26 protein-coding genes are annotated in these 26,573 nt (G+C 60.2%); 4 read left to right on the top strand and 22 right to left on the bottom strand.

The features are described from left to right. Window positions 1-42: 42 nt before the first annotated feature. Together MSTE_RS12370 and MSTE_RS12365 are read right to left on the bottom strand one after the other, a co-directional pair. Window positions 43-618 carry a TetR/AcrR family transcriptional regulator gene (locus MSTE_RS12370; protein ID WP_231896868.1) on the bottom strand — a complete coding sequence of 192 codons (576 nt, stop codon included), beginning with the start codon at window positions 616-618 and terminating at the stop codon, window positions 43-45. 10 nt (window positions 619-628) lie between these two features. Beyond that, window positions 629-976 (bottom strand): DUF962 domain-containing protein, encoded by a 348-nt coding sequence (locus MSTE_RS12365; RefSeq protein ID WP_197704780.1) that lies wholly within the window; start codon window positions 974-976, stop codon window positions 629-631. A 77-nt stretch (window positions 977-1,053) separates the two neighbouring features. On the opposite strand from MSTE_RS12365, the gene MSTE_RS12360 reads away from it, so the two are divergent. Then, complete coding sequence (locus tag MSTE_RS12360; protein ID WP_096505802.1) at window positions 1,054-1,863, top strand: alpha/beta fold hydrolase; 810 nt, start codon at window positions 1,054-1,056, stop codon at window positions 1,861-1,863. A gap of 1,663 nt (window positions 1,864-3,526) precedes the next feature. Further along, window positions 3,527-4,681 (top strand): IS256 family transposase, encoded by a 1,155-nt coding sequence (locus tag MSTE_RS12345; protein ID WP_408645897.1) that lies wholly within the window; start codon window positions 3,527-3,529, stop codon window positions 4,679-4,681. An 84-nt stretch (window positions 4,682-4,765) separates the two neighbouring features. Here MSTE_RS12345 and MSTE_RS12340 read toward each other — a convergent pair whose 3' ends face one another. Both MSTE_RS12340 and MSTE_RS12335 read right to left on the bottom strand, forming a co-directional pair. Then, entirely contained in the window at window positions 4,766-5,212 is a 447-nt protein-coding gene (locus MSTE_RS12340) for a hypothetical protein (RefSeq protein ID WP_157997680.1), read from the bottom strand. Window positions 5,213-5,473: 261 nt separating this feature from the next. Continuing rightward, window positions 5,474-5,779: a hypothetical protein gene (locus MSTE_RS12335; protein ID WP_096501555.1), complete on the bottom strand. Its 306-nt coding sequence runs from the start codon at window positions 5,777-5,779 to the stop codon at window positions 5,474-5,476. A gap of 247 nt (window positions 5,780-6,026) precedes the next feature. Here MSTE_RS12335 and MSTE_RS12330 point away from each other — a divergent pair, with 247 nt between their 5' ends. Next, window positions 6,027-7,148 carry an NAD-dependent epimerase/dehydratase family protein gene (locus MSTE_RS12330; RefSeq protein ID WP_096501553.1) on the top strand — a complete coding sequence of 374 codons (1,122 nt, stop codon included), beginning with the start codon at window positions 6,027-6,029 and terminating at the stop codon, window positions 7,146-7,148. A 289-nt stretch (window positions 7,149-7,437) separates the two neighbouring features. Here the strand turns inward: MSTE_RS12330 and MSTE_RS12325 are convergent, their stop codons facing one another. The 17 genes from MSTE_RS12325 to MSTE_RS12245 form a co-directional block, all read right to left on the bottom strand. Continuing rightward, entirely contained in the window at window positions 7,438-7,893 is a 456-nt protein-coding gene (locus MSTE_RS12325; protein WP_096501551.1) for an SRPBCC family protein, read from the bottom strand. A 58-nt stretch (window positions 7,894-7,951) separates the two neighbouring features. Beyond that, window positions 7,952-8,554, bottom strand: coding sequence for a TetR/AcrR family transcriptional regulator (locus MSTE_RS12320; protein WP_096501550.1), 603 nt, complete (start codon window positions 8,552-8,554; stop codon window positions 7,952-7,954). Between the two features lie 134 nt (window positions 8,555-8,688). After that, window positions 8,689-9,534, bottom strand: coding sequence for a formyltetrahydrofolate deformylase (purU, locus tag MSTE_RS12315; RefSeq protein WP_096501549.1), 846 nt, complete (start codon window positions 9,532-9,534; stop codon window positions 8,689-8,691). 8 nt (window positions 9,535-9,542) lie between these two features. Continuing rightward, window positions 9,543-9,722: a DUF1272 domain-containing protein gene (locus MSTE_RS12310; protein ID WP_231897099.1), complete on the bottom strand. Its 180-nt coding sequence runs from the start codon at window positions 9,720-9,722 to the stop codon at window positions 9,543-9,545. A gap of 23 nt (window positions 9,723-9,745) precedes the next feature. After that, a complete protein-coding gene (locus tag MSTE_RS12305; RefSeq protein WP_231897057.1) occupies window positions 9,746-10,630 on the bottom strand; it encodes an alpha/beta fold hydrolase in 885 nt (294 codons plus the stop codon). After that, window positions 10,623-11,015, bottom strand: coding sequence for a hypothetical protein (locus MSTE_RS12300; protein ID WP_096505796.1), 393 nt, complete (start codon window positions 11,013-11,015; stop codon window positions 10,623-10,625). Before MSTE_RS12300 ends, MSTE_RS12305 begins: the two co-directional genes overlap by 8 nt. A 71-nt stretch (window positions 11,016-11,086) precedes the next feature. Then, on the bottom strand, window positions 11,087-11,839 hold the full coding sequence (locus tag MSTE_RS12295) for an HD domain-containing protein (RefSeq protein ID WP_096501545.1): 753 nt from the start codon (window positions 11,837-11,839) through the stop codon (window positions 11,087-11,089). Between the two features lie 44 nt (window positions 11,840-11,883). Beyond that, on the bottom strand, window positions 11,884-12,870 hold the full coding sequence (locus MSTE_RS12290; protein WP_096501543.1) for a bifunctional lysylphosphatidylglycerol flippase/synthetase MprF: 987 nt from the start codon (window positions 12,868-12,870) through the stop codon (window positions 11,884-11,886). Window positions 12,871-12,892: 22 nt separating this feature from the next. After that, a complete protein-coding gene (locus MSTE_RS12285; RefSeq protein WP_096501541.1) occupies window positions 12,893-14,239 on the bottom strand; it encodes a cation:proton antiporter in 1,347 nt (448 codons plus the stop codon). Window positions 14,240-14,245: 6 nt separating this feature from the next. Beyond that, window positions 14,246-15,991, bottom strand: a complete 1,746-nt coding sequence (locus tag MSTE_RS12280; protein WP_096501539.1) for an NAD(P)/FAD-dependent oxidoreductase — start codon at window positions 15,989-15,991, stop codon at window positions 14,246-14,248. Then, a complete protein-coding gene (locus MSTE_RS12275; protein WP_096501536.1) occupies window positions 15,988-17,394 on the bottom strand; it encodes an NAD(P)/FAD-dependent oxidoreductase in 1,407 nt (468 codons plus the stop codon). The genes MSTE_RS12280 and MSTE_RS12275 overlap by 4 nt, the downstream gene beginning before the upstream one ends. Beyond that, a complete protein-coding gene (locus MSTE_RS12270; protein WP_096501534.1) occupies window positions 17,391-17,936 on the bottom strand; it encodes a flavin reductase family protein in 546 nt (181 codons plus the stop codon). The genes MSTE_RS12275 and MSTE_RS12270 overlap by 4 nt, the downstream gene beginning before the upstream one ends. Continuing rightward, window positions 17,917-18,405, bottom strand: coding sequence for a hypothetical protein (locus tag MSTE_RS12265; RefSeq protein ID WP_096501532.1), 489 nt, complete (start codon window positions 18,403-18,405; stop codon window positions 17,917-17,919). The genes MSTE_RS12270 and MSTE_RS12265 overlap by 20 nt, the downstream gene beginning before the upstream one ends. A 37-nt stretch (window positions 18,406-18,442) precedes the next feature. Further along, window positions 18,443-18,982, bottom strand: coding sequence for a type II toxin-antitoxin system RatA family toxin (locus tag MSTE_RS12260; protein WP_096501530.1), 540 nt, complete (start codon window positions 18,980-18,982; stop codon window positions 18,443-18,445). An 18-nt stretch (window positions 18,983-19,000) separates the two neighbouring features. After that, window positions 19,001-20,284, bottom strand: a complete 1,284-nt coding sequence (locus MSTE_RS12255; RefSeq protein ID WP_096501528.1) for an aspartate aminotransferase family protein — start codon at window positions 20,282-20,284, stop codon at window positions 19,001-19,003. Window positions 20,285-20,296: 12 nt separating this feature from the next. Then, window positions 20,297-21,436, bottom strand: a complete 1,140-nt coding sequence (locus tag MSTE_RS12250) for an acyl-CoA dehydrogenase family protein (protein WP_096501526.1) — start codon at window positions 21,434-21,436, stop codon at window positions 20,297-20,299. After that, a complete protein-coding gene (locus MSTE_RS12245) occupies window positions 21,436-23,058 on the bottom strand; it encodes an aldehyde dehydrogenase family protein (RefSeq protein ID WP_096501524.1) in 1,623 nt (540 codons plus the stop codon). The genes MSTE_RS12250 and MSTE_RS12245 overlap by 1 nt, the downstream gene beginning before the upstream one ends. Before the next feature lie 303 nt (window positions 23,059-23,361). On the opposite strand from MSTE_RS12245, the gene MSTE_RS12240 reads away from it, so the two are divergent. Then, the gene (locus tag MSTE_RS12240) at window positions 23,362-24,111 is read left to right on the top strand and encodes an AfsR/SARP family transcriptional regulator (RefSeq protein ID WP_096501522.1); all 750 of its coding nucleotides are present in this window, start codon (window positions 23,362-23,364) and stop codon (window positions 24,109-24,111) included. Between the two features lie 35 nt (window positions 24,112-24,146). Here the strand turns inward: MSTE_RS12240 and MSTE_RS12235 are convergent, their stop codons facing one another. Then, window positions 24,147-26,423: an MMPL family transporter gene (locus MSTE_RS12235; RefSeq protein ID WP_096505794.1), complete on the bottom strand. Its 2,277-nt coding sequence runs from the start codon at window positions 26,421-26,423 to the stop codon at window positions 24,147-24,149. Window positions 26,424-26,573 lie beyond the last annotated feature (150 nt).

The raw sequence follows: 26,573 nt of genomic DNA, 5'->3' as shown, positions 1-26,573 counted from the left end.
CTTTGAGTATTGCACCGGCCGACAATTCACGCCGGTCCGGTGTTAGCGCAGGAATTCTTCGAGTGCTGCGCGGGCGCCTGGCAGGCGGTTGCGGGATTGCAGTTCGAGTAGGGCCGCTTCGGCGGTCATGGCGACCCACAGCTGCGCCCCTTGAAGCGGGTGCTGCCGACCGATCGCCGCGAAATCCGGTCGGCACAACTCGGCCGTATCGGCGTTGCGTCGGGCGATCTCTGAGTTGACGGCGGGCTCTGCGCGCGCTTCCAGAAGCAACGCCCGCACACCACGATGCTGCAGGCAGCCGTCGAGATAGGTGTTTGCTGCGGCCATCAGGCGGCGCCGACCGGGCGACATCGTGGCGACGGCGTCCTGGATCTGCTCGGCGATGCGGTCGTGGAATTCGCGGTGCAAACACAGCAGGTAGGTCGACCGGTCGCCGAAGTGGTGAAAGAAGGTGCCTTTCGATACGCCCGCTTCGGCGACAAGGACGTTGACGCTCAGCCCTGCCAGACCAGTTCGTTCCGCGAGGATCAGCCCGGTGTCGATGAGCGTTGCGCGGGTTCGGGCGGCCGCGGCCTTGCGTCCGACCGCGGCGGTGGTTGCCGGTGGTGACGATTGCACTGGTGGGACTCTATGCGGCCGCGCACAGGTTGCGGGTGGCTTTTCGTCGGCTGCGCCGCGCCAGTGCTTCGCCGTATTGCGCGCACACATCGATGACGCCGGTGAGCTGGTAAGTGATCCAGCCCTTGTGGGTTGAGGGCAGATTGTGCTCGAACAGCACATGCCCGGCGATCTGTAGCAGCCACCCGCCGACGACCATCGGCACTCCCACGCGCGGCTTGGCGATGAGCAACGGCAGACCGGCCGCGATCACCGGGATGCCGATGAGGTGGACGACTCGCACGCCCCGGCTGGTGTGCTGGGTCCGGTAGTACGCCATCTTCTCGACGAACGGGGCCTCCGGCTCGGGAATGGACATTGCAACTCCTTCTTGCAGTAGGTTCGATCCTGATGCTAACATCGACCGACCGGTCGGTCAATAAAAGGATGTGCGACATGCCAGTTGTTCAAACCCGGGTGGGCCCCATTGCCTACGACGATCACGGCAGTGGGGCAGTGGTGGTCTTGCTTCATGCCACGTTGCATGACCGCCATGACTTCGGCACGATCGCACCCAAACTCGCCAGCCGTCACCGCGTGATCGCCATCGACTGGCCCGCCCACGGCGAATCACCTGATCTCGCGCCGTCGTTGGCGCCAGGAGCGGCGTTGTTCGCCGACGTTCTGCAAGACCTTGTCGAGGCGTTGGACTTGCCGCCGGCGGTGTTTGTGGGCAATTCGGTAGGAGGCTTTTGCGCGGCGCGCCTCGCGATCACTCACCCGCATCGGGTCGCGGGCCTGGTGCTGGTGAACGGGAGCGGTTTCCTGAGCAGTGCGGTCACTCGCACGTACTGCCGAGTCCTGGGCACGCCGGCGGTGATGCGTCCCCTCCTGCCACGCCTGGCCCGCAGTTATATGCGTGCCGCCAGCGCTAACGACCGCGCGATCCTGGACCGCGTGCTGGCCCGCGCCGACACCGATGAGGGTGTCAAAACCGTGACGGCGGTGTGGCGCAGCTTCGCCGCACCTGAGCACAACCTGCTTGCCCGTGCCGACCGGATCACCGCTCCGACGTTGATCGTCTGGGGATCCAAGGACACCGCGATCCCGCTGAGGTACGGCCGCGCCACCCACCGCGCGATCCCGGGCTCACGGCTGGAATTGCTGCCGACCGGACACCTCCCGTTTTCCTCGGATCCGGCCGGCTTCCTGACCATCGTGGACCCATTTCTGGCTGCCGTGCTGTCCACCCGGAGCCCGAAATAAGGTCGATCAATGACACCGCGGCGACGGTTCCGGTGACACCGATTCCCGGCCGATTACGCCGCCGCTGGGCGCGGCAACTGCACGGTTCCCCTTCGCGGGCAACAGGTGTCGACCATGCCACCGTGCAACCGATTGACAATCGCCCAGGTGCGGTACCGGAGATGAACGGAGTGAGGATGCTGACCTTCGACGACGTATTGTAGCTCGGGCTGCGTATACAGGCGGTTGTCGTTGGGGTCTTGGTCGTGCTTGAAAGTCAGTTCTCAGCACTGCGATGTCAACATCGCTATCCTGACGGACGTTTGTGTTATTTGCGTACGATCCTTTAACGACGTATCGAATGTTGGACGATGTCAGATCGTCCCGGCCATCAAGCCAGTTCGCAACGCTTTGCTTTACACGCTCCTCGGCGCGAAGAAACGAAACGCCGGGCTCTAGACGAAGCAAACGGGCTGCGGCACCGGGTAATTCGTCAAACACTCTGAATACCGCCCATCCCGCTTAGACTGGCCGAAACGTCACTGTGACGATTCTTTGTGGGGAGCCGGAGCTAGAGGTGGAACTACCGGATGGCAAGTCGGGGGTTCCGTGGCGGTAGTCGACTCGTGCGGCATGACGGCGTCCGGAACATTCTATCCTCAGCATCATTGCCTTCACTTGATGTTGAAATCAATCGTTTAATGAAAGAAACCCACGGCGACCTTGGGCGTGAGGTCAACAGAGACACGCGGACTGGGTGACATATCCAGTCACGAAACGCGGGGCGACGTGCGAAAACGACTGAATGCCAAGGAAGTGCGAGTTCTTTCATCTGATGCAACTCGCAATGGTTTAACGCCGATAAGACACATTATGTCAGATAATAGTTTGGCTTCTGCGGCGGATGTGCGATCGACTCCTGCTGCCCCGGCAGGCGGCTAGCGATTGACCGAACGTCCGCATGCTCTTCAGTTCACTGATCCTGCAATAGAATTGCAGCCAGTACGACCTCGCACCCTCAGTCGCATGGTCGGGTTCCTTCCTCTCCGCATTGGCCGGTAAGCGCCTGACCTTGCGTGAAATGATGTTGCGAGCAGATCGTCCATAACTCACCTTTGTGTCATGCGGGTCGGGGTTCAGGTGAGGGGTGACGGCCGAGTGCGCGTAGGCAGTCGTTGAAAACGATGTTCGCGACCCACACCGCGCATGAGAAGTGCGTCACAAACTCGCAAACCACTCCGTCAAGATCAATCCAGCCGTAGCCGTGCGCGGCCCCACTCGTCGTGTTGAACATGTGATCGATAAGCAGATTTCCATGGGCTTCATCGATCGACAGTCCTGTGAGCAGTGGCCCCAGCACATGTTCTTTCAGGTGCTCCAAGAGTTTCGTCTCACTAGATGTTCCCGGGGGCGGCGGGTACGGATTCGTGTAAGCCGCAAGCTGTCGCACAACGCCGTTTCGTGGGGGCCGCAGCCCTGCAAGAACATTCGAATTTTGTCGGTCGAGTTGCCCGACAAACTTCGACGCTGAATCAATCTCGAGCTTGTACAGTCGGCCCATGTGCTTCACACGCAGTTCGGGATCACCAGGGGGACTGTCTGAAAAACGGTGGATCTGACTTGGTTCAACACGCCGGGCGTTGCTTGGCGGGAAGGACTGATGATGACCGAAACCATGGATGACATGGCGAATCAGATTGATACCGCGGCGGTGGCCGCGCAGTTGCTGGCCCAAGCCAGCGAGCAGGGTGTGGAGCTGGTCGGCCCGGACGGGTTGCTCAATGCGCTCACCAAACAGGTGTTGGAGTCCGCGCTGCAAGCGGAGATGGATGAACACCTGGGCTATGAAAAACACCAGGTGGCGGGCCGTAATGGCGGGAACTCCCGCAACGGGGTCCGCGAGAAAACGGTGCTGACCGGGATCGATCAGATCATCTTGTCCCTGACCGCCAAAGGGCTGACCACCGGCGAAGTCGCCGCTCATTTCGGTGAGGTCTATGGTGCTGACGTCTCGAAGGACACGATCTCGAAGATCACCGATAAGGTGGTCGGAGAAATGGCCGAATGGGCAGGGCGGCCACTAGATTCGGTGTATCCGGTGATGTTCATCGACGCTATCCACGTCAAGATCCGCGACGGCCAGGTCGCCAACCGGCCGGTCTATGTCGCCATCGGCGTCACCACCGCAGGTGAACGGGACATCCTGGGCTTGTGGGCCGGGGACGGCGGTGAAGGCGCCAAATACTGGCTTGCTGTCTTGACCGAGATCAAGAACCGTGGCACCGCCGATGTGTGCATCGTGGTCTGTGACGGACTCAAAGGCTTACCCGAGTCGATCAACACTGTCTGGCCCGCTGCTGTGATCCAGACCTGCGTTATCCATTTGATCCGCAATACCTTTCGCTACGCATCCCGCAAATACTGGGACGAGATGGCCCGCGATCTGCGGCCGGTCTACACCGCAGCGACCGAGGCCGCGGCCAAAGAACGCTTCGTCGAGTTCAGCGGCAAATGGGGCCAACGCTATCCGGCGATCATGCGACTCTGGGAGAACGCCTGGAGCGAGTTCGTGCCGTTCCTGGACTACGACACCGAGATCCGGCGAGTCATCTGCTCCACGAACGCTATCGAATCGGTCAACGCCCGCTACCGCCGGGCAATCCGCGCCCGCGGTCATTTCCCCACCGAGCAAGCAGCTCTCAAGTGCCTGTATCTGGTCACCCGATCACTAGACCCCACCGGCAAAGGTAGAGCACGATGGGCCATGCGGCGGAAACCAGCTTTGAACGCATTCGCTATCGCGTTCGAAGGCCGGATTACCCCGGCAGCGAATAACTAACCATGCCAAGCAGATCCACCGTTAATCTGACAGACCCAATTCTGGATGACCCAGAACGCCATCGACGGACGCCATCTCAAAGCCCTACGGGACGAGTGCGTACTTCGAGTTGTTGGATCTTTGACTCGGTGCCGTACCTGCGGTTTGTTGATACACATAGGTTCCAGCGGTATCGGTGCTGCAGGTCAGCGTCAGGGTATATTTGACGGGCGTGGTGCCGTCCATCTCATCGCTAGCGATGAGACCGCGGCCATCCGGTTGCAGACTATAGGTATAGGTTCCGTTGTATCGCTGTCCGTCTATGTTGACATATTTGTAAGTACCATTAGACGCGTACACCATGACATAGGACTGATAGGCATTGGGGTTCTCTGGCGACGGCGGGTCGGTATCCTCCATAAGTATGGAGTGTCCAGCCACCGTAGTCGGAACCTTGCAGCTATTCGGTTCAGCATAAGCCGAAGGTGCCAGCACTCCCAACACCCCAATACCGCAAACCAATGAAAGCGCAATACCGCGAGTGCTCATCATGCGGCCCAATCTAGACGCACGAACCCCGGCTGTCGAGGACTGCGATCCACAGACCTAAAGAGCTGTTTCGCGAGCGTAACTACACCGCGATACAACAGATTTGCCGACCAACGCTAGCGGCCCCGCGCGCCGGCAAGGGCCTATCTCACCCAGCCTCGAAGCCGCGCGAACAGCAGTGGTGATGCCTCCAGCAAAACCAACACCAGCCAGGTGGGACAGTTGGTAGGAACCCATCACGTCGGCACCACCATCCACAGGTGGTCAATTTTCAACCGTCAATACCTGGTCAATTTTCAGTTGCCGTTGACAAACGAGCCGACCGCTCTGCTCGACGATGTCCATGACGTGACAAAGGTTGAGCAGCGCATGATCCATGGCATTCCGTAGCAAGGTTGTCGGCGACGCGGGCGCACCTGCAAAGGCTCGATCCACCTCATCAATAGGCGATCCCGCCACCGCAGCGATGGGTAGCTGCGCTACCGCGTCACGCATACCGTTCAGCAGAGACGCTGACCGTCCGTATTCCCGTCCATCGGCGTCGTCAGCTCGGAAATAGTGTTCGAACATGCGACCTCCCAGCTCGCGTCCAGCTTCACGACCGACGGCGCCATGTTCGGCGCTAGAGCCGGATCCGACAGACGTACGTCCGCCCTTTCGCCTCTGATCCACTCTGCGACCGCGTTCGGGCTGGAAGCCCGACGGACACATCGTTAGCATACTTGCATGATACCACCGACTAACTCTTGTTAACCGACTACAAGTCAGTTAACGTGAAGGTATCCGTATTGCGCAGGGCCGAAGGGAGTGCCTCCACATGAATAACTATCAGCCGCGGGTTCTTGTCATCGGTGCATCAGGTGCTCTAGGAAGAGCTGTCTGTAGTGCATTCACCGCCCGACACTGGAATGTGTTGCGTGGTCTAAGGACGCCGGATAACGAACCCCATTCGGTCTATGTAGACCTCGAAGATGAGCAATCAGTCGCCGAGGCGATGGCTAGCGCAGATATCACAGTCAATACGGTGCCACTGAATTACACCGCCGAGAAGATTGCGCTGATCACTGACGCGAAGCTGCTCAGCCTCGCGATTACCGAGACGTCCGCGCAACTGAGCCTTCGGAACCAGCATCTCAACGCACCTGGGACCGTTGTACTCAATGCTGGCCTCGCGCCCGGTGTTACGAACTTGGTTGCCGATGAACTGGTGGCGTACGACCGCTACTGGAAGGGACAGATCACCATCGCTGTGCCCCTGCCGTGGAATGGGTATAGGGGCACCGGCGGGATCCGCCTCGTGCACTCAAACTTCACGACATCCGGAAGGCATGGGGCCTACTCCGGATCCCATGACGCGGTGACGATTTCGTTTCCTGATCCGATCGGTGAGACGAAGTGCATCGGATGGTCTGAACGCAATGATGGCTGGGTACAGCGCTTAGCGGCCGGACGCATGGTCAGGGCCTACTGCTACATCGACAACCCGCGTCTGAACTCCCTAATCGTGCGTCTGAACAAGCGCGGAATCTTGGGCCGGCTTCCTTTGTGGCCATTCCTGAAGTTCCAGCACGAGTACGAGGCGCCCACTGAGGAGCCGGTGTCGATCTGGGTGGCGCTGAAAACTCCTGAGTTCCAGCAATCCAGGATTATCACGTGTAACGGGTGGTACCTCAGCTCGGCCAAGGCGGCCGAAGTGATGGCGGCGCAGTTGTTCCATAGCGAGCATCTCGCCGGTAGAGGCTGCCTGGACTCTAGCGAGGCATTCACGTTGGCGGAGCTACGCGGTGGTCTCGAAGACTGCGGCGTGAAGGTTTCCGAGCACACTCCTGGAATCGGGATGCAGAAGGCGGGCCCCGAGTACGCCGGTCGTCCAGCAGCCGGCTGGTCGGCTGGCTTGGGTGACCGTGAACGTTGGAGTGGCACCGATACCTCTCGGTGACTCAGCTAGCCCGCATTCGGGACGTTGTCCACGTGGGATCATCGGCGCTGATCGAGCTGTCGCTCGTTAAGGCGCGGCGTGGTGACGGTGGCGACAGTTGGGTGTATTCGAAGCGGCGTTGATTTGGGCTCTTATAGGTTCGGCAAGCCCTTACCCGACAGGCCCCGATTCATCTCAGCCTTGATGATTGCTCGGGAAGCGTCAAGGCAAGCCGAAATGTGGGTTCGTGCGGACACGACAGTATGACCGGTCCCCGCGAACCCAGATGCTTCAGTTACGACGCTGGCCGTCAGGCTGGCAGTTTGACGGCCAGTGCCATCTCAGCGGCATCGAGTACCTGCGTGAAGGCGCGCCCGAACAGCGCCGGAAAGATAATGCGCGTGAGCGGTACCGCCAACACGGGGAGCCGTAGCTCGGCAGTGGATGTCCAGACCAGCTCGGTCCCAGCACCGGTTTCGCGGAGCGCCACTTCTCCCCCGTCGTGATTCACTGGAGGCACGCTCTTGACAACCCTGTACTGAAATGAGAATGGCGGATCGAACTGCGTAATCTCCTCTTGCACAATCCCAAATGGAAATCTCAACTGACGCACTGCACCGGACCCGAACGCAGCTTCCCTACCCGGCTGAATCAGCCTGCAGGATCGGAAGAAGGGCGCAGCGGTGTAGTTGTGCGCGTTACTGAACCAGTCGAAAGTCTCAGTGATCGAGGCGGCGTAAGTGCGGCGGACCTCTAAGGTTTGCATTCGACTACTAGTCCTTTCTTCGGTGTGTGCAGTAGGCGCCCTGGCACTTGCCTCATCCCTAGTTACGCAATCCGGCGAACATGCTCAACATGACCACCTCAACCTCCGCGGAAGCCTTCCCAGGGTTATCTGAATTGGCGATCAGCAGCGACGACTCGCAGAGCACACGGAAAATCAGCTGAGAAGCCGTCTCGATCGAAACGTCGCTCAGCAGATCGGCTTCGTCCGCCTCCTGTAGCAGTGTGCGAATGAGCGGCAGCGCGAGTTCACCTTCAAGTTCCTGCGTCCGTTCGGCGCCCAAGACACCCATCACCTGTCGCACCAGCGACCTAGGCTCTGCCTGGTTGGTGTAGCCGCGAGTTACTGCACTGGCCGCTGCCTCGATGCGCTCCCAAGAGCCCACGGGCACATCGACAAGCACCTTGACGACGTCCTCGATGATGCCCTTGGTCGCCTCACGGTAAACGTCAATGAAGATCTCTTGCTTGTCTTTAAAATGATGGTAGACAGCGCCTTTGCTGACCTGTGCGCCTTCTGCGATGTCATCAACAGAAGTTTCTTCGAACCCTCGTTCGACAAACTGGACGCGAGCGACGTCCACGATTGCTGCACGAGTTAATGCCGCATACCACTCGCGTCGGCCCGACTTAGGTTCTTTCATATACCCGATAGTACTCTCCGAATACAATTCGTTGATAGAGCATCGGTATCTGAATCCGATATGACAGCAGATTCATTTCCGAACATCGATTACAGAACAGCGGATTCGTTTCCGAAAACCATGACCCGGTCCTGTCAGTGCCATGCGACTGCCCTGGAGAGCACCTGTCTCTCCACATCGGCCCCGAGGCGCGCCAGGTCCTCGACGGTGTGCGTGTGATCAACTCGGATCACGTCCTGCTCGATGATCGGGCCTCCATCGAGTTCTTCGGTGACGTAATGCGCTGTGGCGCCGATCATTTTCACGCCTCGTTCCCGCGCTCGGCGGTAGGGCATGGCCCCGGTGAACGCTGGTAGGAACGAGTGATGGATGTTGATCAGTGGGCAATCAATATCGGCCAGGAACGCCGGAGAGAGTATCTGCATATAGCGTGCCAATACCACAAGATCGGCATTGCCCCGAAGTAGGGCGAGCTGCCGCGACTCGGCGTCGGCCCGGGCGCCGGGTGTCACGGGTACGCAGATGAAAGGCACCCCGAAGGATCGAACTTGTTCGGCGAGATCAGGATGGTTTGACAGCACCAGCGCAATTCGCATGTCGAGATCTCCGCGGCGATGGCGCCACAGCAGATCCAACAGGCAATGATCAGCGCGAGACGCCAGGATCGCTACTCGTTTGGGAGCCGCCGAGTCGGTGAACCGGAAATCCATTCCGAATTCGGCGGCTATCGTAGTGTCGAATTCCCGTTCGATGTCATGCATAGCTGCCTTCAGTCCCGGCAGATGAAACACTGTGCGCTGCAGGAATCTGCCACCCTCGGGCTGCGTCGAGTGCTGAGCCAGCGAGATGATGTTCGCGCCGGATTTGGCTAGGAAGGTGCTCACTGATGCCACAACGCCGAGCTGATCGGCGCACTGCAACACTAGTCTGCCGGTGTCGGCGCTGTGGGTGTGCACGAGGGGTCCTGTCTCGGCGATCATGGCCTCTGCTACCCGTCGCTGGTGGGTGCCAGGGCACGCCGGGGTCTCGGGGTGAGCTCCCCCTTGCAGTTGGGGCACACCGGAAGTGAGGGCTTACACTCTGCGCAGTACGTGCATTCGTAGCTGCATATCCACGCGGAGTCGGTGTGGCCCAGCTCTACCTGGCAGCGCTGGCAGGCCGGTTTCATCTCCAACATCGTCGGCGTGCTCCTTATGCGGTCGAGCTCTGGTGGCCCGATGACCAGTGTCCTTGCAGCAGCGGGAGAAGTTGCTGGGCGTCTTCATCGGGGAAGTACAGTCGTGCATCGTTGAGTTCGTAGACGGCGACCGTGCCTGCGATCAGTTTCCCGAGCCTGTGGGCATATTTGACCGGAAAGAAGTGGTCGCCCGTCCCCCACACGATCAGCGTGGGGACTTTAAATGCGGCCAGTCCCGCTTTGGCGTCTTCGAGGTCCCGGCTGTGCATAGCGCGCAGCATTTTTGCGAGAAATCGGGATGACTCAGGGGTGCCGAAAACCGGCTGACCATAGGATTCGATGATCTCCGCGGGCAGCGCACCCGGGTCGCGATAGCCGGCCCGTAACAGTGCCCGCAGCACACCCTGCCGTCTGAATACGCGTGGACCCACCCTGGCCATCAGCCACGGAGGGCTTAGTGCCACGATCGGCTTGAACAGTGTTGGAGGTACGTGCCTTTCGGTGTCACAGTTGGTTAAGGTCAACGTGCGGATGCGGTCACCCGCACGTGCGGCGACAATCTGGGCGACGGCTCCCCCGGTGTCGTTGGCCACGAGGTCGAACCCGGCCACTCCCAGTGCGTTCACGAAACCGATCACCAGATCTGCAAGCCCGGAAAGGGTGATGTCCAGGTCTTGCACGGGTACCGGGGTCTGCCCGTGCCCAGGCAGATCGAGCGCGATGCACCGTCTGCCGTCCCTGGCAGCTTGGACAATGATTTTGCGCCACAACAAGCTGTTGGTGAGGACTCCGTGGATGAACACAGTGGCAGGCCCGGCTCCGACATCGAGGTAGCTGATGGTGCCGAGGGGCGTCACGACGGTATTGCGGTACTGCGACAGCAGCTGGTCCTCACTCACCGGAGCGGCTCACTTCGCGGGTCTGGCCACTGCGTGGGTGCCGGTACTCCCAGGCTGCAAGTCCTGCCAGCGTGCCGCTGGTCAAGCACAGCAGGATCGCTTCGGCGGGGCCGAGGTACTTGGTGTTGGCCATCGACATGTCGAGGATGTGGAAGAACCCGTGCATCCCGTTCCAGATCGCTGCCAGGATGAGGGTTGGAGCGCGCCAGCTCGGGATCCTCCACCCAAGGAGTAGCCCGGTGCCGAATGTTATCGAGCACACGGCGTAGTCGTGGATGAGATGTGGGTTGAACTCGCCGAAGTTCGCGATGGTCTTGCCGAACGATTCCGGATCAGTGGCTGCCCAAATACCGAGGGCTACGAACGTGAAACCGATGACCGCGATCACTGCTCCTGATGTGTCGCGGGGACGCGCGGCAGGAAGGCTGGCAGCGGTATGCACGCGCCTAGGCATTGTCATTGCCTTCCTGCCGTGTCCAGCGGGTTGGTTGCGATCGGGAGCCGCATGCCGATCTTCCACAACACAGATGCGCGGGAAGACTTCCGCTGAGTAGCTTCGTGCCGCATTGCGTCGATGAATGTGCTCGAAAAACCTTCTCGCGGATGCCTGCTGGCGACCTGGCGGGCGAACGAGGCGGGAATTTCGTCCACGCGCGCCCCGGCCACATCCAAATGTGCTGCTTCATGCAGGAGGTAGGGCTCGTTGCCGGCAACACCGGCTGAAACGCTGACGTCCATGTGCCGTGCGATGACATTCGCCACGGTGTCGCCGTATCCGGGGCTTGTGCCCTGGGCTTCGAGCCATGACTTGGCCAGTGCTCCCCCTTCGGCGGCGAAGCAGGCGTATGTCCGCTGATCCCGGTACTTGCTCGTTAGCGCGATATCGTGGAAAAGGCATGAGACATAAAGGAGCTCAGGGTCGTAGCGGTATCCGCCGATTTGGGCGAAGAAGTCTCCGAAGTACCAGCAGCGCAAGCAGTGGTGATACAGGCTCGTCGAATAGTGCTCAGCCACGAACCCTGCGGCTGCCAGCGACAGTGCGCTGTCCGGTGGGGCTTGTTCGCGGGCCAATGCGCTGGATGCACCGCGGCCGAGTCGGGCGCGCACACTTCCTGGAAGTGACTTCAGTTGCGCGCCGACCGCGTGGCGCGCAAACCGAAATTGTTCGTTCCGACTCAAACTTCCTGGTGACGTCGTCGATGTCGTCATCTTTTCAACTTTCCTGGTAGGTAACGGGTTTCAAGACGCGGATCCTATAGTGCGTTGGTCAGCCTCAGGAGGTGCCAGACCGGAAATACCTTGGGGCCGTGGGAGAACGCCAGGTATTCAGGCTCGATCACCTGGGGCGCCCACTTGTGTTTGAACGCTTCCTGTGTTTTCGCCGGGTATATGCTGCTTCCCCGCTGCGCGAGTTGTCTGACCATCCAGCTCACTACGCTGCTGGAGGACTTGGGAGAGTCCGCGGCGATACTCGCAAACGGTGTCAGTCCTAGGTGCAGCCAACCTGCTCCCTCGCTCTGGAACTGCTCCAGCGCAGTGAGATTGATCAGTTCAACGGTCCCAACCGAGGCATCCGGGCCGCGACGAGTCAGATCGTAGAGCCATCCTGGGCGGGTGCCGTATGCCGGCGAGTATGAGATGTATCCGGTGACTTCGCCGTCGCGCTCGGCGATGAACAGGCGCTTGCGGTCGCTTCCTCGGCCGATGCGCTGGCCTACCATGAAGTCGAGTTTCTTGACGTGCCATCCTTTGGCGCGCAGCCACGTTCGATCGATCTGATCCAGTTCTGCCGAAGATTCGGCACTGTCGATCTCCCGGACTTTGGTTCCCTCACGGCTAGCCCGGGAGACGTTCTGGCGTACCTTAGCTAGGTGTTTGCCCTTGGTAGTGAATTCGGACAAGTTGACTGAGTACGAGCTGCCGAACTGATCTATGGTGAAACCTCGTTCGTCGAACAGTGGGATGTCGGCTTCCCGGAGCTGCACGACGACCAGGTTGCGGCGACCCACAACACAGGTCAGGAAGCGGTCTAGGAGGGCCCCGCGATACTGTACTGGGGCGAATGGTCCGCCCAGCACGAAAACGGTTCGGCCCCGGTTTCGGTACGCGATAGCGCCGGGCACGTCCGGGTCGGTGAAGTGGCTGGTTTCGTCGTTACAGCCGAGGAATCCGCTGGGGTGGTCAGCGTATTTCGCGATCAACTCGACTGGGTCGATGACATTTTTTGTGTGCTCGGACAATGGTTTCCACCTTCTTGGTCGATCAGCTTGGGGCGACTTTGATACGTATAGCGGCGCCTGAGGTTGCCAGTTCCAGCTGCGGGTCGGCGGGTGCCGGAGTCTGGTCGTGTTCCGTGTCGGGATTCGGAGCCAGTGTGTGGCGCAGGACTGGCGCCGCAATGATGGTGGTGACGATGGTTGTCACCACCAGCGCGGTGAACATCTCGGGGCCAAAAACACCACAGCGCACGCCCACCGTGGCGATAACGATCTGAATGACGCCGCGGGTGTTGAGTCCGGCGCCTATCGCGATCGATTCACGCCAACTGAACCGGCTCATTCTGGCGCCTAGTCCAGCGCCGATGAATTTCGACGCCACTGCCACTAGACACGTTGTTGCGGTGAGGATTAGGACCGGGATACTGGCAAGTTTGGACAGGTCAAGCTGCAGTCCGATGGTGGCGAAGAAGATGGGACTAAAGAACGCTATTGCCATAGTGTGCATGGGTTTGTGCACTCGGCTGCCGGGCGGGGTTGCCAGCGCGATCAGCATCCCTGCGAAGAAGGCGCCGATGACCGGCTCGAACCCCAGCAGCTGACCGGCAGTGGCGAACAAGATGATGGTCGCCGCGGTTGCGGTCGTGCTGGTGGAGGCTGCCAGGTTCGAGCATCGATGCATCAACTGGCGCCGGGTTACCTGGCGTGCGAAGAACGCTGAGGCGGCAAGCACGCAAAGTATGGCTAGGGACATCTGGAGCAGTGCGCCCGTATGGGCGCCATCCGTGCCGGTGACGACCGATAGCAGCACCCATCCTGCAACGTCATCGACGACGGCGGCGGCCAGTATCACTTGCGTAATCTCGTGTTTCGACAGGCCGAGGTCCATGAGGATCCGCGCGATCACTGGGATCGCGGACACCGCGATTGCGGTGCCCAGGAACAGTGCGAAGGTAATGCGTTCCACTCCAGGAGGTTTCAGTGGTTCGGGCACTGCCAGCCCCGCTGCCACCCCGCATGCCAATGGGATGGCCAGCCCCAGCGTGCTGATGATCGCGATTCGGGCCATGCGTTGACGAATCATGTCGATGTCCACGTGCATGCCGGCCACCCCGACAAGCAGCACTACCGAGAGCTGACCCAGGCCGCTGATAATCTCCGATCCAGATCCAGGTCCGAACAATGCCTGTGCCCAGCCTGGGCAGAAGTGACCAAAGACCGTCGGCCCTAGTAGAACACCTGCGGCTATTTCTCCAACCATCTTCGATAGGCCGATCCGCGCCGCGGCTGCTCCGCAGATCAGTGCGGCCACCAAAAGGAGGACCAGGTCAACGAAGAAGACCAGCGTGGTCTCTTTCGGGAGCGACGCCAAGGCCACCACCGCGACGCTCATCGGCCGCTACTTCCAGTCTCTGTTCTTCGAGGTGACCATGTCCCGAATGGCGTGATTAGCCTCCCGGACACCGACTTTGACGGTGGTTCCGTAGAACTTTGCGGCTTCTTTCATGACCGGGCCGAAACCGGATTTGAAGTACTGGCCGCGTACATGCTCTGGACTCTGGTACTTGCCCCACGCCAGAATGCGCGACATGGACAGCAGTGTGAATGGACCTGAGGGGCACTGATCGGCGGCATCGAGGGTGTTCCAGAACCTGGGAATCAGCCCGCTCTCGCGGAGCGCTCCGTAGATGCGATCTTGCGCCTCAGCCGAGTCAATCAGCCCGCCTTGGTATTCATCGATGGCTGCCAGAGATTGACTGAACATGGTGCTGATTGTTGCGTTGTCGACACCCTGGATCCCGCGGTAGGGCCGGGTCTCGAGGACCTGGAATGCGGATCTGTTGCTTGACTTGCTGAAGTCGAACGAGGCTTCCATCTGGCCGTTCACCCCGTAGAGCGTCCCGATCGTCCAGACGCGGAACCAGGCGTTCCACAGATCAAAGCTGTCGAAGCTCGTGTACGAGGCCGATACCAGCTTGTCGTAGTAGTCAAACGATCGCTTCGTCCACTCCTGGATGTACGCAAACCGCTCCGTGGCAAAGTTGTTGTTGCGCACCGCGTCGATCAGCCGATGCCCGAGCGCGTTGAGAATCATTACCGTGACTGCGAGCCCGCTGGAAAATAGCGGGTCGATGAAGTCGGATGCGTGCGGCAGCAGGCACCACCGGTCCCCGACAACCTGTTTGGAGGCGAACTGACTGCGTCGGGACGCCGTATACGGGCGCACGGCGGCGGCTTGGGCCATCTGAGCACGGAAATCTGGGAACCGGTCTACATGCTTCCAGAACTCCTGCTCCGGTGTGAGCTCGGGGTCCATGGGATACCTGTCGACGTCGAGATTGATACCGACGCTGCAGAGGCGGCTGGTCGACCCGAGGTAGTTGTCGAACGGGATGACCCAGGCCCATCCCCCTTCGAACAGGTGGTGCAATGTTCCCTGGCTGAACGGACTGATCGCGCCCGTGCGGGCGTCGGTCTCCACGACATCGTCGAACGGACGCACCCCGGTGAAATGGCTGAAAATGGTTCGTGATCGGGTGCGGTAGGGCGGGTCGATACGCAAATCCAGTGTCTCGCCGAGGATGCTGCGCATCCCCCCGGCATCCACCAGGTACTTTGCCTCGAACTCGCCCTGGGATTCGGTATGCACGGTCACTTTGTCGGCGCCGAACACCACATCGGTAACCGCGGTGTGAGTAAGTCCCTTGGTACCATAGGATAGGGCGACCTGGTACATGTAGGCATCGACATCCTGGCGGAAGAAATGTGAATCCGGACCTATGGGAGGCCCCCAAGTCGGGTACTGGTTGTACTCCGTGGGTTTGGATCGCGCTCCGTCCTGGTGATAGACGAAGCTGAAGTTCCGCTTCACGCCGGAACCGGAACTGACCTTCTTCGACAGCGTGCCGTGTGCAGACAGGTCACCGATCTCCGGCACGTCGTACCGCAACGCGAGGTTCCTTAGCCCCATGATCGTCTCGGGCACAGTGGATTCGCCAATAGCGAATCGTGGGTGGCCGCTGGCTTCGATCATAAGCACACGCACCTCGTGCCGTGCCAGTATAGCCGCGAGCGTCGATCCCCCGATTCCCCCACCGACGATGATGACATCGTGTTTGCGATCGAGTTCGGTGGTGGTGCTCATTTGATGGCCTCCGTGAAACTTGTTGCACCAGGGGACTTCACAGCTGTGGGGTGCTGAGTGGGTGCGGTTGTCTTTGCGTCGAGAGTGTCTGCGGCTTGCAGGATCTTGAGATACGAGCCGATGGCGATCTGGCGTACCAGTGGCGAAGGTACCTTCTGTGCCTGGGACCGGAACCACGGAATGTCGGTGGGAAGTGGCTCGCCGATGAGTGTGCGCGCGAACCTCCATGCCGTATCGACCGACGTGGAAATGCCGTGACCGCACCAGCTTCCGGCGAACCAGAGTCCGTCCATTCCTGCTACTGGGCCCACGACTGGGTTGCGGTCAAAGGAGCTGGCGGTGATACCTGACCAGGCGGCGTCAATCTCGATTCCCGCGATCGCGGGGAACCGCTCTATGAGTTCTCGGCGAACCAGTTCCTGAATCTTTCGGGACCGCACCACGTCACGGGCAGCAACCTTCGACGGGACGAACGCTGGGCCGCCACCGAAGACGATCCGCTTGTCCTGGGACATCCGGTAGTAGTTGAAGAAGGTGCGCTGATCGATAATTGCGCCGCGCCCCAACCATCCGATCTGTCCCAGCTGTTCGTCGCTCAGTGGCGCGGTTGCCAGCAGATGGGTGCGCAGTGGGATTACCGACGAGCGCAGCGGATTGAGGTTCCCGGAGTAGCCGTCGGTAGCGAGAAGTCCGACGCGGGAGCGAATCTGGCCCCGCACCGTCGATACCTGTACACCGGACACACCCGCCGAGATGTCGATAACCGGGCTGTTCTCGTATACGGCGACCCCTCGGCGGCGCAGTGCAGAGGTAATGCCTACTACGAGCCGGTAGGGGTCGACCACCATCGCGTCGCGGTAGGCGAATCCAGCTTTGTATCCGGCGCCAGCCAGCTCGACGAGTTCTTGTGACCTCAACCAGGGCACCTCGCGGCCCAGCTCGGCCAAGTTCTGCAGGTGTACTTCCATCCGCCGCAGCGATCGGTCCGTCAGGGCCACCAGGGTGTGGGGTTCATCGCGCGCATCGCAGTCGATGTCTTCCTGGCGAACCAGATCACGCAGAAGCTGTACGCCGTGGAATGTCGCATCGAAGGATGCGGCGGCCGCCGGATCTCCGTACTTGCGGCGGAAAGACTTCAGCGGCATGCTCAGCCCGGGTGACACGATCCCGGTGCTTCTCCCGGTGGCGCCGGCACCGACGTGCTTGGCCTCGACGACGGCCACCGTCAACTCGGGTCGCAGTTCGGTGACGTAGTATGCGGCGGCCAGCCCTGCCAGTCCTGCACCGATGACGACCAGGTCGACGTCGGCGCGTCCTTCGAGGATCGGGCCGGGTTGTGCAGGTACGGATGGCCACCAAATCGGTTGTGTCTCAGCGGTGTGTGCGATCTCGGGTGCGCTCATTGTTCTCTCCCACTAATTGGCGGTGAAGGGTCGATGTCTAGATAGCTGCTGTCGTGCCAGATCAAGGGATCTCCCGAGGAGCCCTGGCGGGTTGCGATCACTTCACCGATAAGCAGGGTTCGGTCGCCGTATATGCGGGCATCAACTAGCTCGCTGATGGCCCAAGTGTCGACTTCGGTAAGAATCGGCACGCCCATGATCGAGGCGAATCCGTGCTGGGTGAATCGCGCCGAGTTCGGTGTGGCGAACTCAGTGGCCAAGGCACGCTGGTCGGCGCGCAGGACATGCACCCCGAAGCGCCCAGCGATGACCGCGGTGTTCAGAGTCCTGGACTCGTGGGCAAGACACACCGCTAGCAGCGGCGGGTCCGCGCTGATCGCGCCGATCGCCGAGACTGTGAGGCCGAGCGGGCCGAGTTCGGGGCACATTGCCGACACGATGCTCACTGAGGAGGACAGTGTGCGGTACAGGCTTAAGCACTGTTCGCGGTCTACTGGTTCCTGCTTGCGGCGTAGCCGGTACTCATTGAGTGACGTCGGCATAGTCGGCGTCCTTCCCGGATGGGTGGGAGCGCCCGCTGACCTGCCGTTCGAGCTCGACAAACTCGGGTAGCGCTTTCGGTTCGAATGGTAGATAGAACTGCTTCATGAAGTTGCCGAATAGCGCCCTGTCTCCGCACAGATGCAGTGGGATAACCAGGAGTGCCCATTCCCATCCGAAGAAATAGACCCAGAGCGCCGCGACGGCTGCTTGCGTCAGGAAGCTGTGCATCGTGTTGTATAGGACGTAATAGTATTTCGGCAGCGGTTCTCGCTTCCGCGTGAAATGCGCGATTACACCAGGGATGTATCCGACTACATCTATCCAGCTGAATAGGATTATCGCCGGTATCCAGCGGATTTCATCGATATTCCACAGCAGCAGTACGCCTGACGCGACCATCCCGACAAAATACTCAGCGCGTAGCAGACCGAACGTAGTCTTCGACTCGAAGCGATTTATATGATCCATGTCAGTGTTCCTCCCGGTGCGCTCTTATTGGGTTAAGTCAGCTCACGCCGACTCTGCGGGAGAAATAGGCATCGTCGGATGCCGCGGCGATGGCACGTTGATCTTCACTGGTCAGAAGATTATTTTCTGTCAGCGCAACATTCTCAAGAATGCGATCCAGGATGGTGTAGATGCTTTCCTTCAGGACACGTTCGGCGATAGGTTCTAGCACTCCGGCCAAGCTCGGGATGCCGAAATCGAAGGTGACTTCGAAACCGACTCGAGAGCCAGTATCTGTAGCGTCTACGCGCCACAGACCGCGGAACACTTCGAAATCTCCGGAGTGCTGCTCGAAAGATATCTGACGCTTCACGGGGTCGTGGTAGTCGACCTCCGTCCATTTGAGTGGTCCGTTGCGGAAATTCACCTCCCAATCGCTATACATGGTGTTGGGTGGAGCAGTGCCCGACGTTTCCGGGCGCACAGTGATAGAGGAGATGTCGTTCACGAAGTTGGGATACTCCTCGAATCGGGAGATCGCTACGTAAGCTCTGTCGGGGTACGAGCTGGATGACACGGTCAGGCATGCGGTACGCATAGAGATTCCTTCCAATGGTTACTGGGCGGCGGGGTGGTTTTTGGCTCGCCTAGAGACTTGCTCCACGGCATTGCGGAAACCTGATAGGAGGAAGTTGATCTCGTCTGCGTCGACGGTCGCCGGTGGGGTCAATCGCAAGACATGATCAGAGTTCAGTGAGTGGTTAACGATGATTCCGTGGCTGATGAGCTCGATGAGGAGATCGCCCACGAGGGATGCGTCGGTGAATGCGATCCCGATCAACAGACCCCTGCCCCGCACCTGAACCTCGTGGGATTCGAACCACGGCTCGAGTGCGGACCGGATGCCCTCCAAGATCTCCTCACCGATCGCCGCGGCGCGCTCGACCAGCCCTTCGGTGCTGATGACGGTCAGCGCACCGCAGACCGCTGCCATGCCCAATGGAGTGCTAGAGAATGTTGAGGTATGGAGGTAGGGGTCTTTGTCGAGCTGCCGGAAACATTCGGTGGTCGTGATCGCTGCAGATACTGGCATCACCCCGCCGCCGAGCATCTTGCCCGAGAGCAGGATGTCTGGGATCACCTGTTCGTGGTTGATTCCCCACCATTTCCCGAGCCTGCCGAGCCCGGTCTGGATCTCGTCGGCGACCATCAGCGCCTCGTACTGATCGCACAATGCGCGTACGCCGGACAGGTAACCAGCCGGTGGAATGATGACGCCTGCTTCACCCTGGACCGGCTCGACGACGACACAGGCCTTCGTGGTGTTCATCGCGAGTTCGGCGCGCAGTGCTTCAAGGTTTCCGTACGGTACGTGGCTGACGCCGGGAAGTAGCGGGCGAAACGGGGCCTGGAACACTTCGCGGGAGGTGAGCGACAGTGCGCCAAGGGTTTTCCCGTGGTATCCGCCGTGCATGGAGATGAACCGGCGGCACCCGTTGAGGCGCGCTATTTTCATGGCGGCCTCGGTGGCTTCGGCGCCAGAGCATGCGAAGTGGATGCGGTCGAGTCCGGCGGGCGTGATGGCCGCCAACGCCTCGGCGGCGCGGGCCGCCACAGGCTCGTAGAACATTCGCGAGGATATGGGGTGCTCGTCGAGCTGTTGGCGAATGTGCGCCACGATCACGGGATGCCGGTATCCGGCCAGCGCCACTCCATAGCCGCCGGCGTTGAAGAATCGGTTACCGGAAGCGGTGATGAGCCAGGATCCCGTGGACGATGTCTCGATGTGCCCACCGAAAACGTCCCCGAGGGTGGCCCGGCCCGCGTTCAGGTGCTTACGGTAGGTGTCAGCGATCTCGCGGGTGGTCGTGTGTGTCAATGTGCCACTGAGAGTTGGCATTTGTTGTCCGTTCTAGCTGAGTCGCAGCGGGCCGCCGACGGCCGCTTCCGCGAGTGCGTCGGACATCGATAGGCGTGACGGCGGGTGGAATGCGGCGCACTGGCAGGTGGCTGACAGGTACGCGACATCGCTCGTGGAGATGAATCCGATCCCGCCGAGTGCTTCCACGGCCTTGGCCGCCACTTCACGAATGGCATCTTGTGCGCCGTAGCGGGCGTGTAGCGCCGAGACGAGTGAGCGCTCGGTGACCTGCTCGTGCTGCAGGTGAAGAGCAACACGTTCAAGCAACAGCGTGGCTGTTTCTAGGCGCACCGAAAGGTCTGCGCGCACACTAGTTGAGCTGCGGGCGCCTTCGTACACACGCTCGACCAGGGCGGTCGCGGCGCCCAGGTAGCAGCTGGTGATCAGCAGCTCGAACCACACAAATCCGATTGTCTGAAGAAGGTCCAGTGCCCCGCCGTTGTTGTTGGCGGGCACAGTAAGCTGCTCGTCGACGAACACCTCGGTGAACCTGACTTCGTCGCTCTCGGCTCCGCCCAGCACTGGTGTGCCCCAGAACGGGTGGACCGAGACACCGTCTGTCTGAGCGGGGATGAGGGCAAAGAGCGTATCGGGCTCTTTTCCTTCGGATGGCGGTACTGCCATACTCAGCGACACAAAGTCCATCGAGCGCGACAAGCTGCATGGCTTTTTGGAGCCGTTGATCACGACTCCCCCGTCTGCATGCCGCGCCGAAACCACCGGAGAGACAACGCTTTGCCCCGGTACACCTTCTGCGAAAGCGGAGGAGACCAGCAGCCGCTGTGATGCGATCACTTCGAGCATGGCCCACTCGAATCCGCTAGATTGCAGGCTGTCGGCGAGTGTGAACAGTGTGGCTACTGAGAAGTGGTGCATCGCAGTGGCCACCGCCAGCGAGGGCGACTTGGTCGCAATCGCTCGCATTACGGCCACCGTCTCGATCGGTGATGCCCCTGCCCCCGAATGAGTGGTGGGAATGACCAGTGCCGGCCCGTTGAACTTGCGGAAGATTTCGATTCCTGGGCTTCCGGGAACCTCGAGCTCCTGCAATGTCTTTTCCGAGAGTGCATCCAGCATTCCGGGTAGCAGTTTTTCGGCGATTTCATACGCCGCGCCAGTGGTTTCGAGCATTACACACCTTCCTGGTGATGACGCGGTGCACGCGGTGTGTACGAGATCGAGACACCCTGCATGTGCGAGGTTCGCAGTGCCGGATAGTTCGCTTCACCGAGCGCTCCGCCGGTCAGGGCGGTGCCTCCGTGGGTAGGCAGCGGTGCGGTGAACGCGATATGCGATTGATTGACCTTGATGATTCCGCTGTTGGTGACATTGGCAACGTAGGTATCGATGATGTCTACGCTGTTGGTCCACAGGGAGTTTCGCAGGCCGTACATGTTGGTGTTGACGAAATCGATTACCGTGGACAGCGTCAGCTCTCCGTCGTGTTCATCGGGAACGACGATGGGTAGTAGCGGGAAGAACGTCTCATGTTCCACCGCCTGCGTTCGGCGCGCGTCTTGTAGGCCGTTGACGCGGATGATGGTGGGCTGCAGGAACATACCTGTCGACGACGGTGATCCGTCGACATGTGTGCTGCCGCCACCGGTCAGCAGGTGCGCTCCCTTGTCGATCGCGTCACTGAGAGTGTCGTAGAACTTGTCGTGCCGCAGCACTGGAGACAGCAGCACTCCATCCTCGTCTGGGTACCCATAGCGGAGGTTCCCAGCTTTTGCGAGCACCAGCTTGATCAGTTCGTCTGCGATATCTGGGTGCGCTATAACGAGATTGGGGATCATGCAGAGTTGCCCCGATCCGTAGAACGCCTCGAGCAGCGCATCTGAGGCGTAGTCGAGGTTGGCGTCTGACCATACGGTGACCACGTCGTTGCCGGCCAGCTCCAGGATGGGCTTCTTGCCCGCCTCGATGCTGCGCCGCTCGATGTCCAACCCCGGCTTGACCGCCCCGAAGTACATGATGTCGTTGACAAGGGGGCTTTCGAGCCACTGATCGAAGGTAGGTACTGGTTCGGTGCACACCACGTTGACCAACCCCGCTGGTGCGCCCACTTCTTCGAGCACCGGGGTGATGATCTCGATCATGCTGTAGAACGCGCCCAGCGGAACCGATCGCGGGGCACGTACGACCACTCCGTTTCCGGCCATGATGCTGGTGGCAGCCAGCATGGCGCTCGACATCGGCGCGTTGGACGGTGGGTTGATGCAGATCACGCCGTCGGGGCACCGGCGAATGATCCGCGTGGTGTCGCCTTCGGTGAGCTGTGTCCAGAGCTGGTTGCGGTAGAAGTCCTTGGAATCCTGCGTCGTTGTCGCCAGCCACCCGGAGATCTCCCAGCGCACCAATTCGCGCGGGTGGCCCTCGTACAGTGCCACACGCTCGATGTGCTCGCGCTGGTCAAGGATACGTGCCCGGAGTCGGTCAAGGAATTCATCGACACGGACCTCTACTGGCGCCGATCGCCAGAGTTTGGTGGCGTGCGCCGCGGAGGCGATCGCGGAGGCCATGTGCTCGGCGGTGCCGGCGGCTACCCGGCCGACGATCCCCTCAAGGTCTGGGGTGTACGGCTGCTCCCCTGTGTCCAGTCTGCGCTTGAGTGACAATGCAGCAAATGAGTCGTCAAGGATGTTGCGGGGATCAACTACGTAGTAACAACTATCCGAGGCTACTTCTTTTCCCCCGACGAAGCTCCCGAACGACAACAGTGCGCGGGTGTTCACGGTGTCCGTGACTGTCATGGATGTCTCCTGTCCCCGGCTGTCGTCCAGCCGGTGCCCGAAGAGTGGCAGAGCCCTCTGAAACGAGCCTGACTTCTCTCTGAAATGGGTAGCAGCAGTTCCGATGAAACCCCTGGTAGCAACCTAGAATTAACGTTCAAAAGTATCTCGTCGCTGCAAGATTTAATGTGTGCGCGCGGGATACGTGGCTGAGACTATGTGCGTAGTGCTTAAGGTTGGCGACTGATCAAGATCAGGCTAAGCTTCGTAACCACAAGCCCTACGATGTGTTTGTGATTATTCACAAACACTGGGGGTGTTTCGATGCGTGCCAAAATTGAGCTTCTAGGGCCTTTGCAAGTCAGAGTCGGTGATCGCGCATGCATTCCTTCGGGAGCTAAACTTCAAAATGCATTGACATTGTTATCGGTCCATTCTGGAGAAGTCCTCGCACGCGATGAATTGATTGAAGAACTGGCACTGACTGGCGCCAAAGACACAATCAATGCGTTGCATGCGAACATCCGGCGTCTGCGTAACTGGCTCGAGCTCCAGGGAGTCTCACCGGATCTCCTGCAGACCGCTGGACGCTCCGGTTACCGCTTGGATGTCACGCGACAGGATGTGGACGCGTACGTGTTCATCCGGTGGGTCAACGAGGGCTTCGCGCTTCGCACCAAGGCGCCCAGTGTTGCAGTGGCGATGCTGGAGAAGGCGCTGAGCACCTGGCGCGGTACGCCGCTGCAGGAGATGACCGACAGTCTGCGCGTGCAGTCGCTGAGCCGGGAGCTCGTCTCGAGCAAGGAGCTGGCGCAAGAGACCCTCCTTGCGTGCTACCTGTCCCTCAAAATGGCGCACGAGGCCGCAGCAGCAGCACAGCAATACACCCTGGACAACCCGTACAACGAGCGGATTTGGGGAAGTCGCATCGCTGCGCTGCGGATGCTCGGCAGGAATGCCGAGGCCGCCCGCACCTACCGGGAGATCCAGAAGCTGCTCTATGAAGACTTGCGAGTGTCTCCATCGGAGTCCCTACGCTTAGCCCTCACCGACATCAGCTGGAAGATGCCCTAGTTTGGGGCTGCGGCACCGTAGCCTCAAACTAGGAGTCAGCGCGTGCCGGCAGTTACCGGGACGGGGGAAGGTTCTGATTCCTCCACAAGCCCCCAGCGCCGGTGCCATCGGGCTAGGGGGCCGGGCGCCCACCAGTTCAGGCGCCCCATGAGCTGCATGAAGGCGGGCACCAGCAGGGGGCGAACGAGAAACGCATCTACGGCAACCCCGACTGCGAGACCGACGCCCAGGCCGCGCATGAACGCCACCTGTCCTGCGCTGATTGCGATGAAGACCACGATCATCACGGTCGCTGCTGCTGTCACGATTCGCCCCGTGCGCATGAGCCCGACCGCTACCGCCTGCTTATTGCCCGCAGGGGTGCCGTCCGTGGCCAGCCACGCCTCGCGGATACGTGAGAGCACGAAGATCTCGTAGTCGATCGCCAACGCGTAGGCGATACAGGCAAGCAGTGGCGGGATGAACGCGGTGAAGTGACCTGTCGCCACAGTTCCCAGGCCACCGAGGTTCCCGTCCTGGAAGATCCACACCAGCGCACCAAAAGCCACGCACAGCGAGAGCAGGTTCATCACGAGCGCCTTAATCGGCAGGATGATGCTTCCGGTCATCAGGAAGATCAGTACGAACGTCACCGCGATGATCGCGATCAGGACCAGCGGGAGGCGGTCGGTGATTCCGGCGATGTTGTCCTTGTTCTTCTGGGCGAGACTGTCGACGAGCACCTGCGCGGGCCCCGGAACTCCCTTGATCGTCTCGAGCATGTTCTTGCCTTGATCACTGAATGGATCCACGTCGGTGCTCAGTGAGACGTACGCCCCGGTGTCACGAAGATCGGCGCTGCCCGGGGTGCTGGGCCCCACGCGCTGGCCGTGGATATAGACGGTGCCGGGGGCGCTCACTGCCCGGACGCCGCCGATCTCTGAGAGGCGCTGCGCGTATTGGTCCACCGAATCGAGCGGTATGGATTCGCCCATAATTCCGATTCGGGTCGTAGCAGTGAAATTCTGATCAAAGTCAGTGCGGACAATATCGCCCGCAAGACGCGCTGTCTGAGAGGTCGGCAATACACGGTCGTCGGGATATGCCAGCTTGATTCCGAGCACCGGAAATCCCAACAAAGCCAGCACAGCTCCGATAACTATGATCACCGTTACTGGCCGGTTCGTGGAGAATCTGGCAATCCTGGCCCAGACTCTATCGCTCGTCTCCTGTGGCGCTGCATCGCTCCGACGAAATAGATGGCCCACATAACTACGTATATCGAACTTATTGAGTTTATCCCCAAGTAGCACTATGAGTGCCGGTGCAACTACAAGCGCACCCACCAGAGAAAGGATCACACTTATTAAGCTCGCGTATGCCAAAGATTTCAGCAAATACTGCGGAAAGATCAGCATCACAGCCACGGTACACGCCATGGTCATCGCCGAGTACAGCACCGTGCGGCCAGCGGTCTGCATCGTCACATTAAGTGCACACGCCTGTGTCGAGCCAGACACCAGCTCCTCGCGATACCGGGACACGATAAACAAGGTGTAGTCGATAGCTAATGCAAGCCCGAGAGCTGTCGCGACATTGACTCCGAAGATTGAAACATCCGTAGCTAAGTTTAGAGCACTGAGCGCCGCGGCAGTTCCTGCGATAGCGAACAGCGAGACCACCAACGGCAGCAGCGCGGCCACTGCACTGCCGAAGATCCATACCAGGGCTAGGAAGGTGATCGGGAACGCGATGACCTCCATCACGATCAGGTCTTCACGGGACTGCCGATTGCCGGCGTCGTATGTCAACGCCTGCCCGCCTCCTTGGACAGACACCCCGTCGTGCGCGCCCACCAGAGGATCTGCGATGTGACGGGCCCGCGCCGGGGCGTCTGTGTCATCCCCTTCGAGGCGTGCAACTACCAGTCCCGTTCTGCCGTCCTTGGAGATCAGGGGGTTGGTTACCCCGGCGGGGGTCTGCCCGTACCAGGTGATTTGGTGGATGTACTGAGACCCGGACAGCGCTGAAACCACTTTGTGGGCTTGCGTGAGCGCCGCAGTGCTATCTGCGCCGTTCTGTGCCGTCACGGTGAAATAGATCGGGTTGCCCCCGACGCCGAACTCGTCCTGCAAGAACTGCTGTGCCCGCAAGGACTCGGAGTTCGGCACGTCGTATCCGCCGGCGGGGAGACTCTGGCTTGCCGGAAGCCCGTAGAGACCAGCAGCGATAGTGAACAGGGCAGCCAATCCCACGATCATCTTGGGGGAACGCCCAACAAGTGCGGCGACTCTGCCCAACAATCCCGAACCACTCCCTACCCCGTGTTGCATACTGGCGACGTTAACACACTCGGAGTCGGTGAACATCCGACAGTTTGTTAAAATCTTGACCACGGTGACATACTGTCGTAGCCGATCGCCACCGGACCTCAATTTCGTGCGCGAGCGGTTGGGGGTTGATCTGGTTGTCGCGTGCCGCGA

The organism is [Mycobacterium] stephanolepidis (assembly GCF_002356335.1).
GTDB classification, from domain to species: domain Bacteria; phylum Actinomycetota; class Actinomycetes; order Mycobacteriales; family Mycobacteriaceae; genus Mycobacterium; species Mycobacterium stephanolepidis.
The sequence above is the reverse complement of the archived record's forward strand: the minus strand, read 5'-3'. Positions and strand labels throughout refer to the sequence as shown.

What these genes read in the sequence shown, in the direction of transcription:
- MSTE_RS12365 (WP_197704780.1), bottom strand. Translation starts at nt 976, where the DNA reads ATGTCCATTCCCGAGCCGGAGGCCCCGTTCGTCGAGAAGATGGCGTAC.
- MSTE_RS12360 (WP_096505802.1), top strand. Translation starts at nt 1,054, where the DNA reads ATGCCAGTTGTTCAAACCCGGGTGGGCCCCATTGCCTACGACGATCAC.
- MSTE_RS12345 (WP_408645897.1), top strand. Translation starts at nt 3,527, where the DNA reads ATGGCGAATCAGATTGATACCGCGGCGGTGGCCGCGCAGTTGCTGGCC.
- MSTE_RS12340 (WP_157997680.1), bottom strand. Translation starts at nt 5,212, where the DNA reads ATGATGAGCACTCGCGGTATTGCGCTTTCATTGGTTTGCGGTATTGGG.
- MSTE_RS12335 (WP_096501555.1), bottom strand. Translation starts at nt 5,779, where the DNA reads ATGTTCGAACACTATTTCCGAGCTGACGACGCCGATGGACGGGAATAC.
- MSTE_RS12330 (WP_096501553.1), top strand. Translation starts at nt 6,027, where the DNA reads ATGAATAACTATCAGCCGCGGGTTCTTGTCATCGGTGCATCAGGTGCT.
- MSTE_RS12325 (WP_096501551.1), bottom strand. Translation starts at nt 7,893, where the DNA reads ATGCAAACCTTAGAGGTCCGCCGCACTTACGCCGCCTCGATCACTGAG.
- MSTE_RS12320 (WP_096501550.1), bottom strand. Translation starts at nt 8,554, where the DNA reads ATGAAAGAACCTAAGTCGGGCCGACGCGAGTGGTATGCGGCATTAACT.
- purU (WP_096501549.1), bottom strand. Translation starts at nt 9,534, where the DNA reads ATGATCGCCGAGACAGGACCCCTCGTGCACACCCACAGCGCCGACACC.
- MSTE_RS12310 (WP_231897099.1), bottom strand. Translation starts at nt 9,722, where the DNA reads ATGAAACCGGCCTGCCAGCGCTGCCAGGTAGAGCTGGGCCACACCGAC.
- MSTE_RS12295 (WP_096501545.1), bottom strand. Translation starts at nt 11,839, where the DNA reads ATGACGACATCGACGACGTCACCAGGAAGTTTGAGTCGGAACGAACAA.
- MSTE_RS12285 (WP_096501541.1), bottom strand. Translation starts at nt 14,239, where the DNA reads ATGAGCGTCGCGGTGGTGGCCTTGGCGTCGCTCCCGAAAGAGACCACG.
- MSTE_RS12280 (WP_096501539.1), bottom strand. Translation starts at nt 15,991, where the DNA reads ATGAGCACCACCACCGAACTCGATCGCAAACACGATGTCATCATCGTC.
- MSTE_RS12275 (WP_096501536.1), bottom strand. Translation starts at nt 17,394, where the DNA reads ATGAGCGCACCCGAGATCGCACACACCGCTGAGACACAACCGATTTGG.
- MSTE_RS12270 (WP_096501534.1), bottom strand. Translation starts at nt 17,936, where the DNA reads ATGCCGACGTCACTCAATGAGTACCGGCTACGCCGCAAGCAGGAACCA.
- MSTE_RS12265 (WP_096501532.1), bottom strand. Translation starts at nt 18,405, where the DNA reads ATGGATCATATAAATCGCTTCGAGTCGAAGACTACGTTCGGTCTGCTA.
- MSTE_RS12260 (WP_096501530.1), bottom strand. Translation starts at nt 18,982, where the DNA reads ATGCGTACCGCATGCCTGACCGTGTCATCCAGCTCGTACCCCGACAGA.
- MSTE_RS12255 (WP_096501528.1), bottom strand. Translation starts at nt 20,284, where the DNA reads ATGCCAACTCTCAGTGGCACATTGACACACACGACCACCCGCGAGATC.
- MSTE_RS12250 (WP_096501526.1), bottom strand. Translation starts at nt 21,436, where the DNA reads ATGCTCGAAACCACTGGCGCGGCGTATGAAATCGCCGAAAAACTGCTA.
- MSTE_RS12245 (WP_096501524.1), bottom strand. Translation starts at nt 23,058, where the DNA reads ATGACAGTCACGGACACCGTGAACACCCGCGCACTGTTGTCGTTCGGG.
- MSTE_RS12240 (WP_096501522.1), top strand. Translation starts at nt 23,362, where the DNA reads ATGCGTGCCAAAATTGAGCTTCTAGGGCCTTTGCAAGTCAGAGTCGGT.
- MSTE_RS12235 (WP_096505794.1), bottom strand. Translation starts at nt 26,423, where the DNA reads ATGCAACACGGGGTAGGGAGTGGTTCGGGATTGTTGGGCAGAGTCGCC.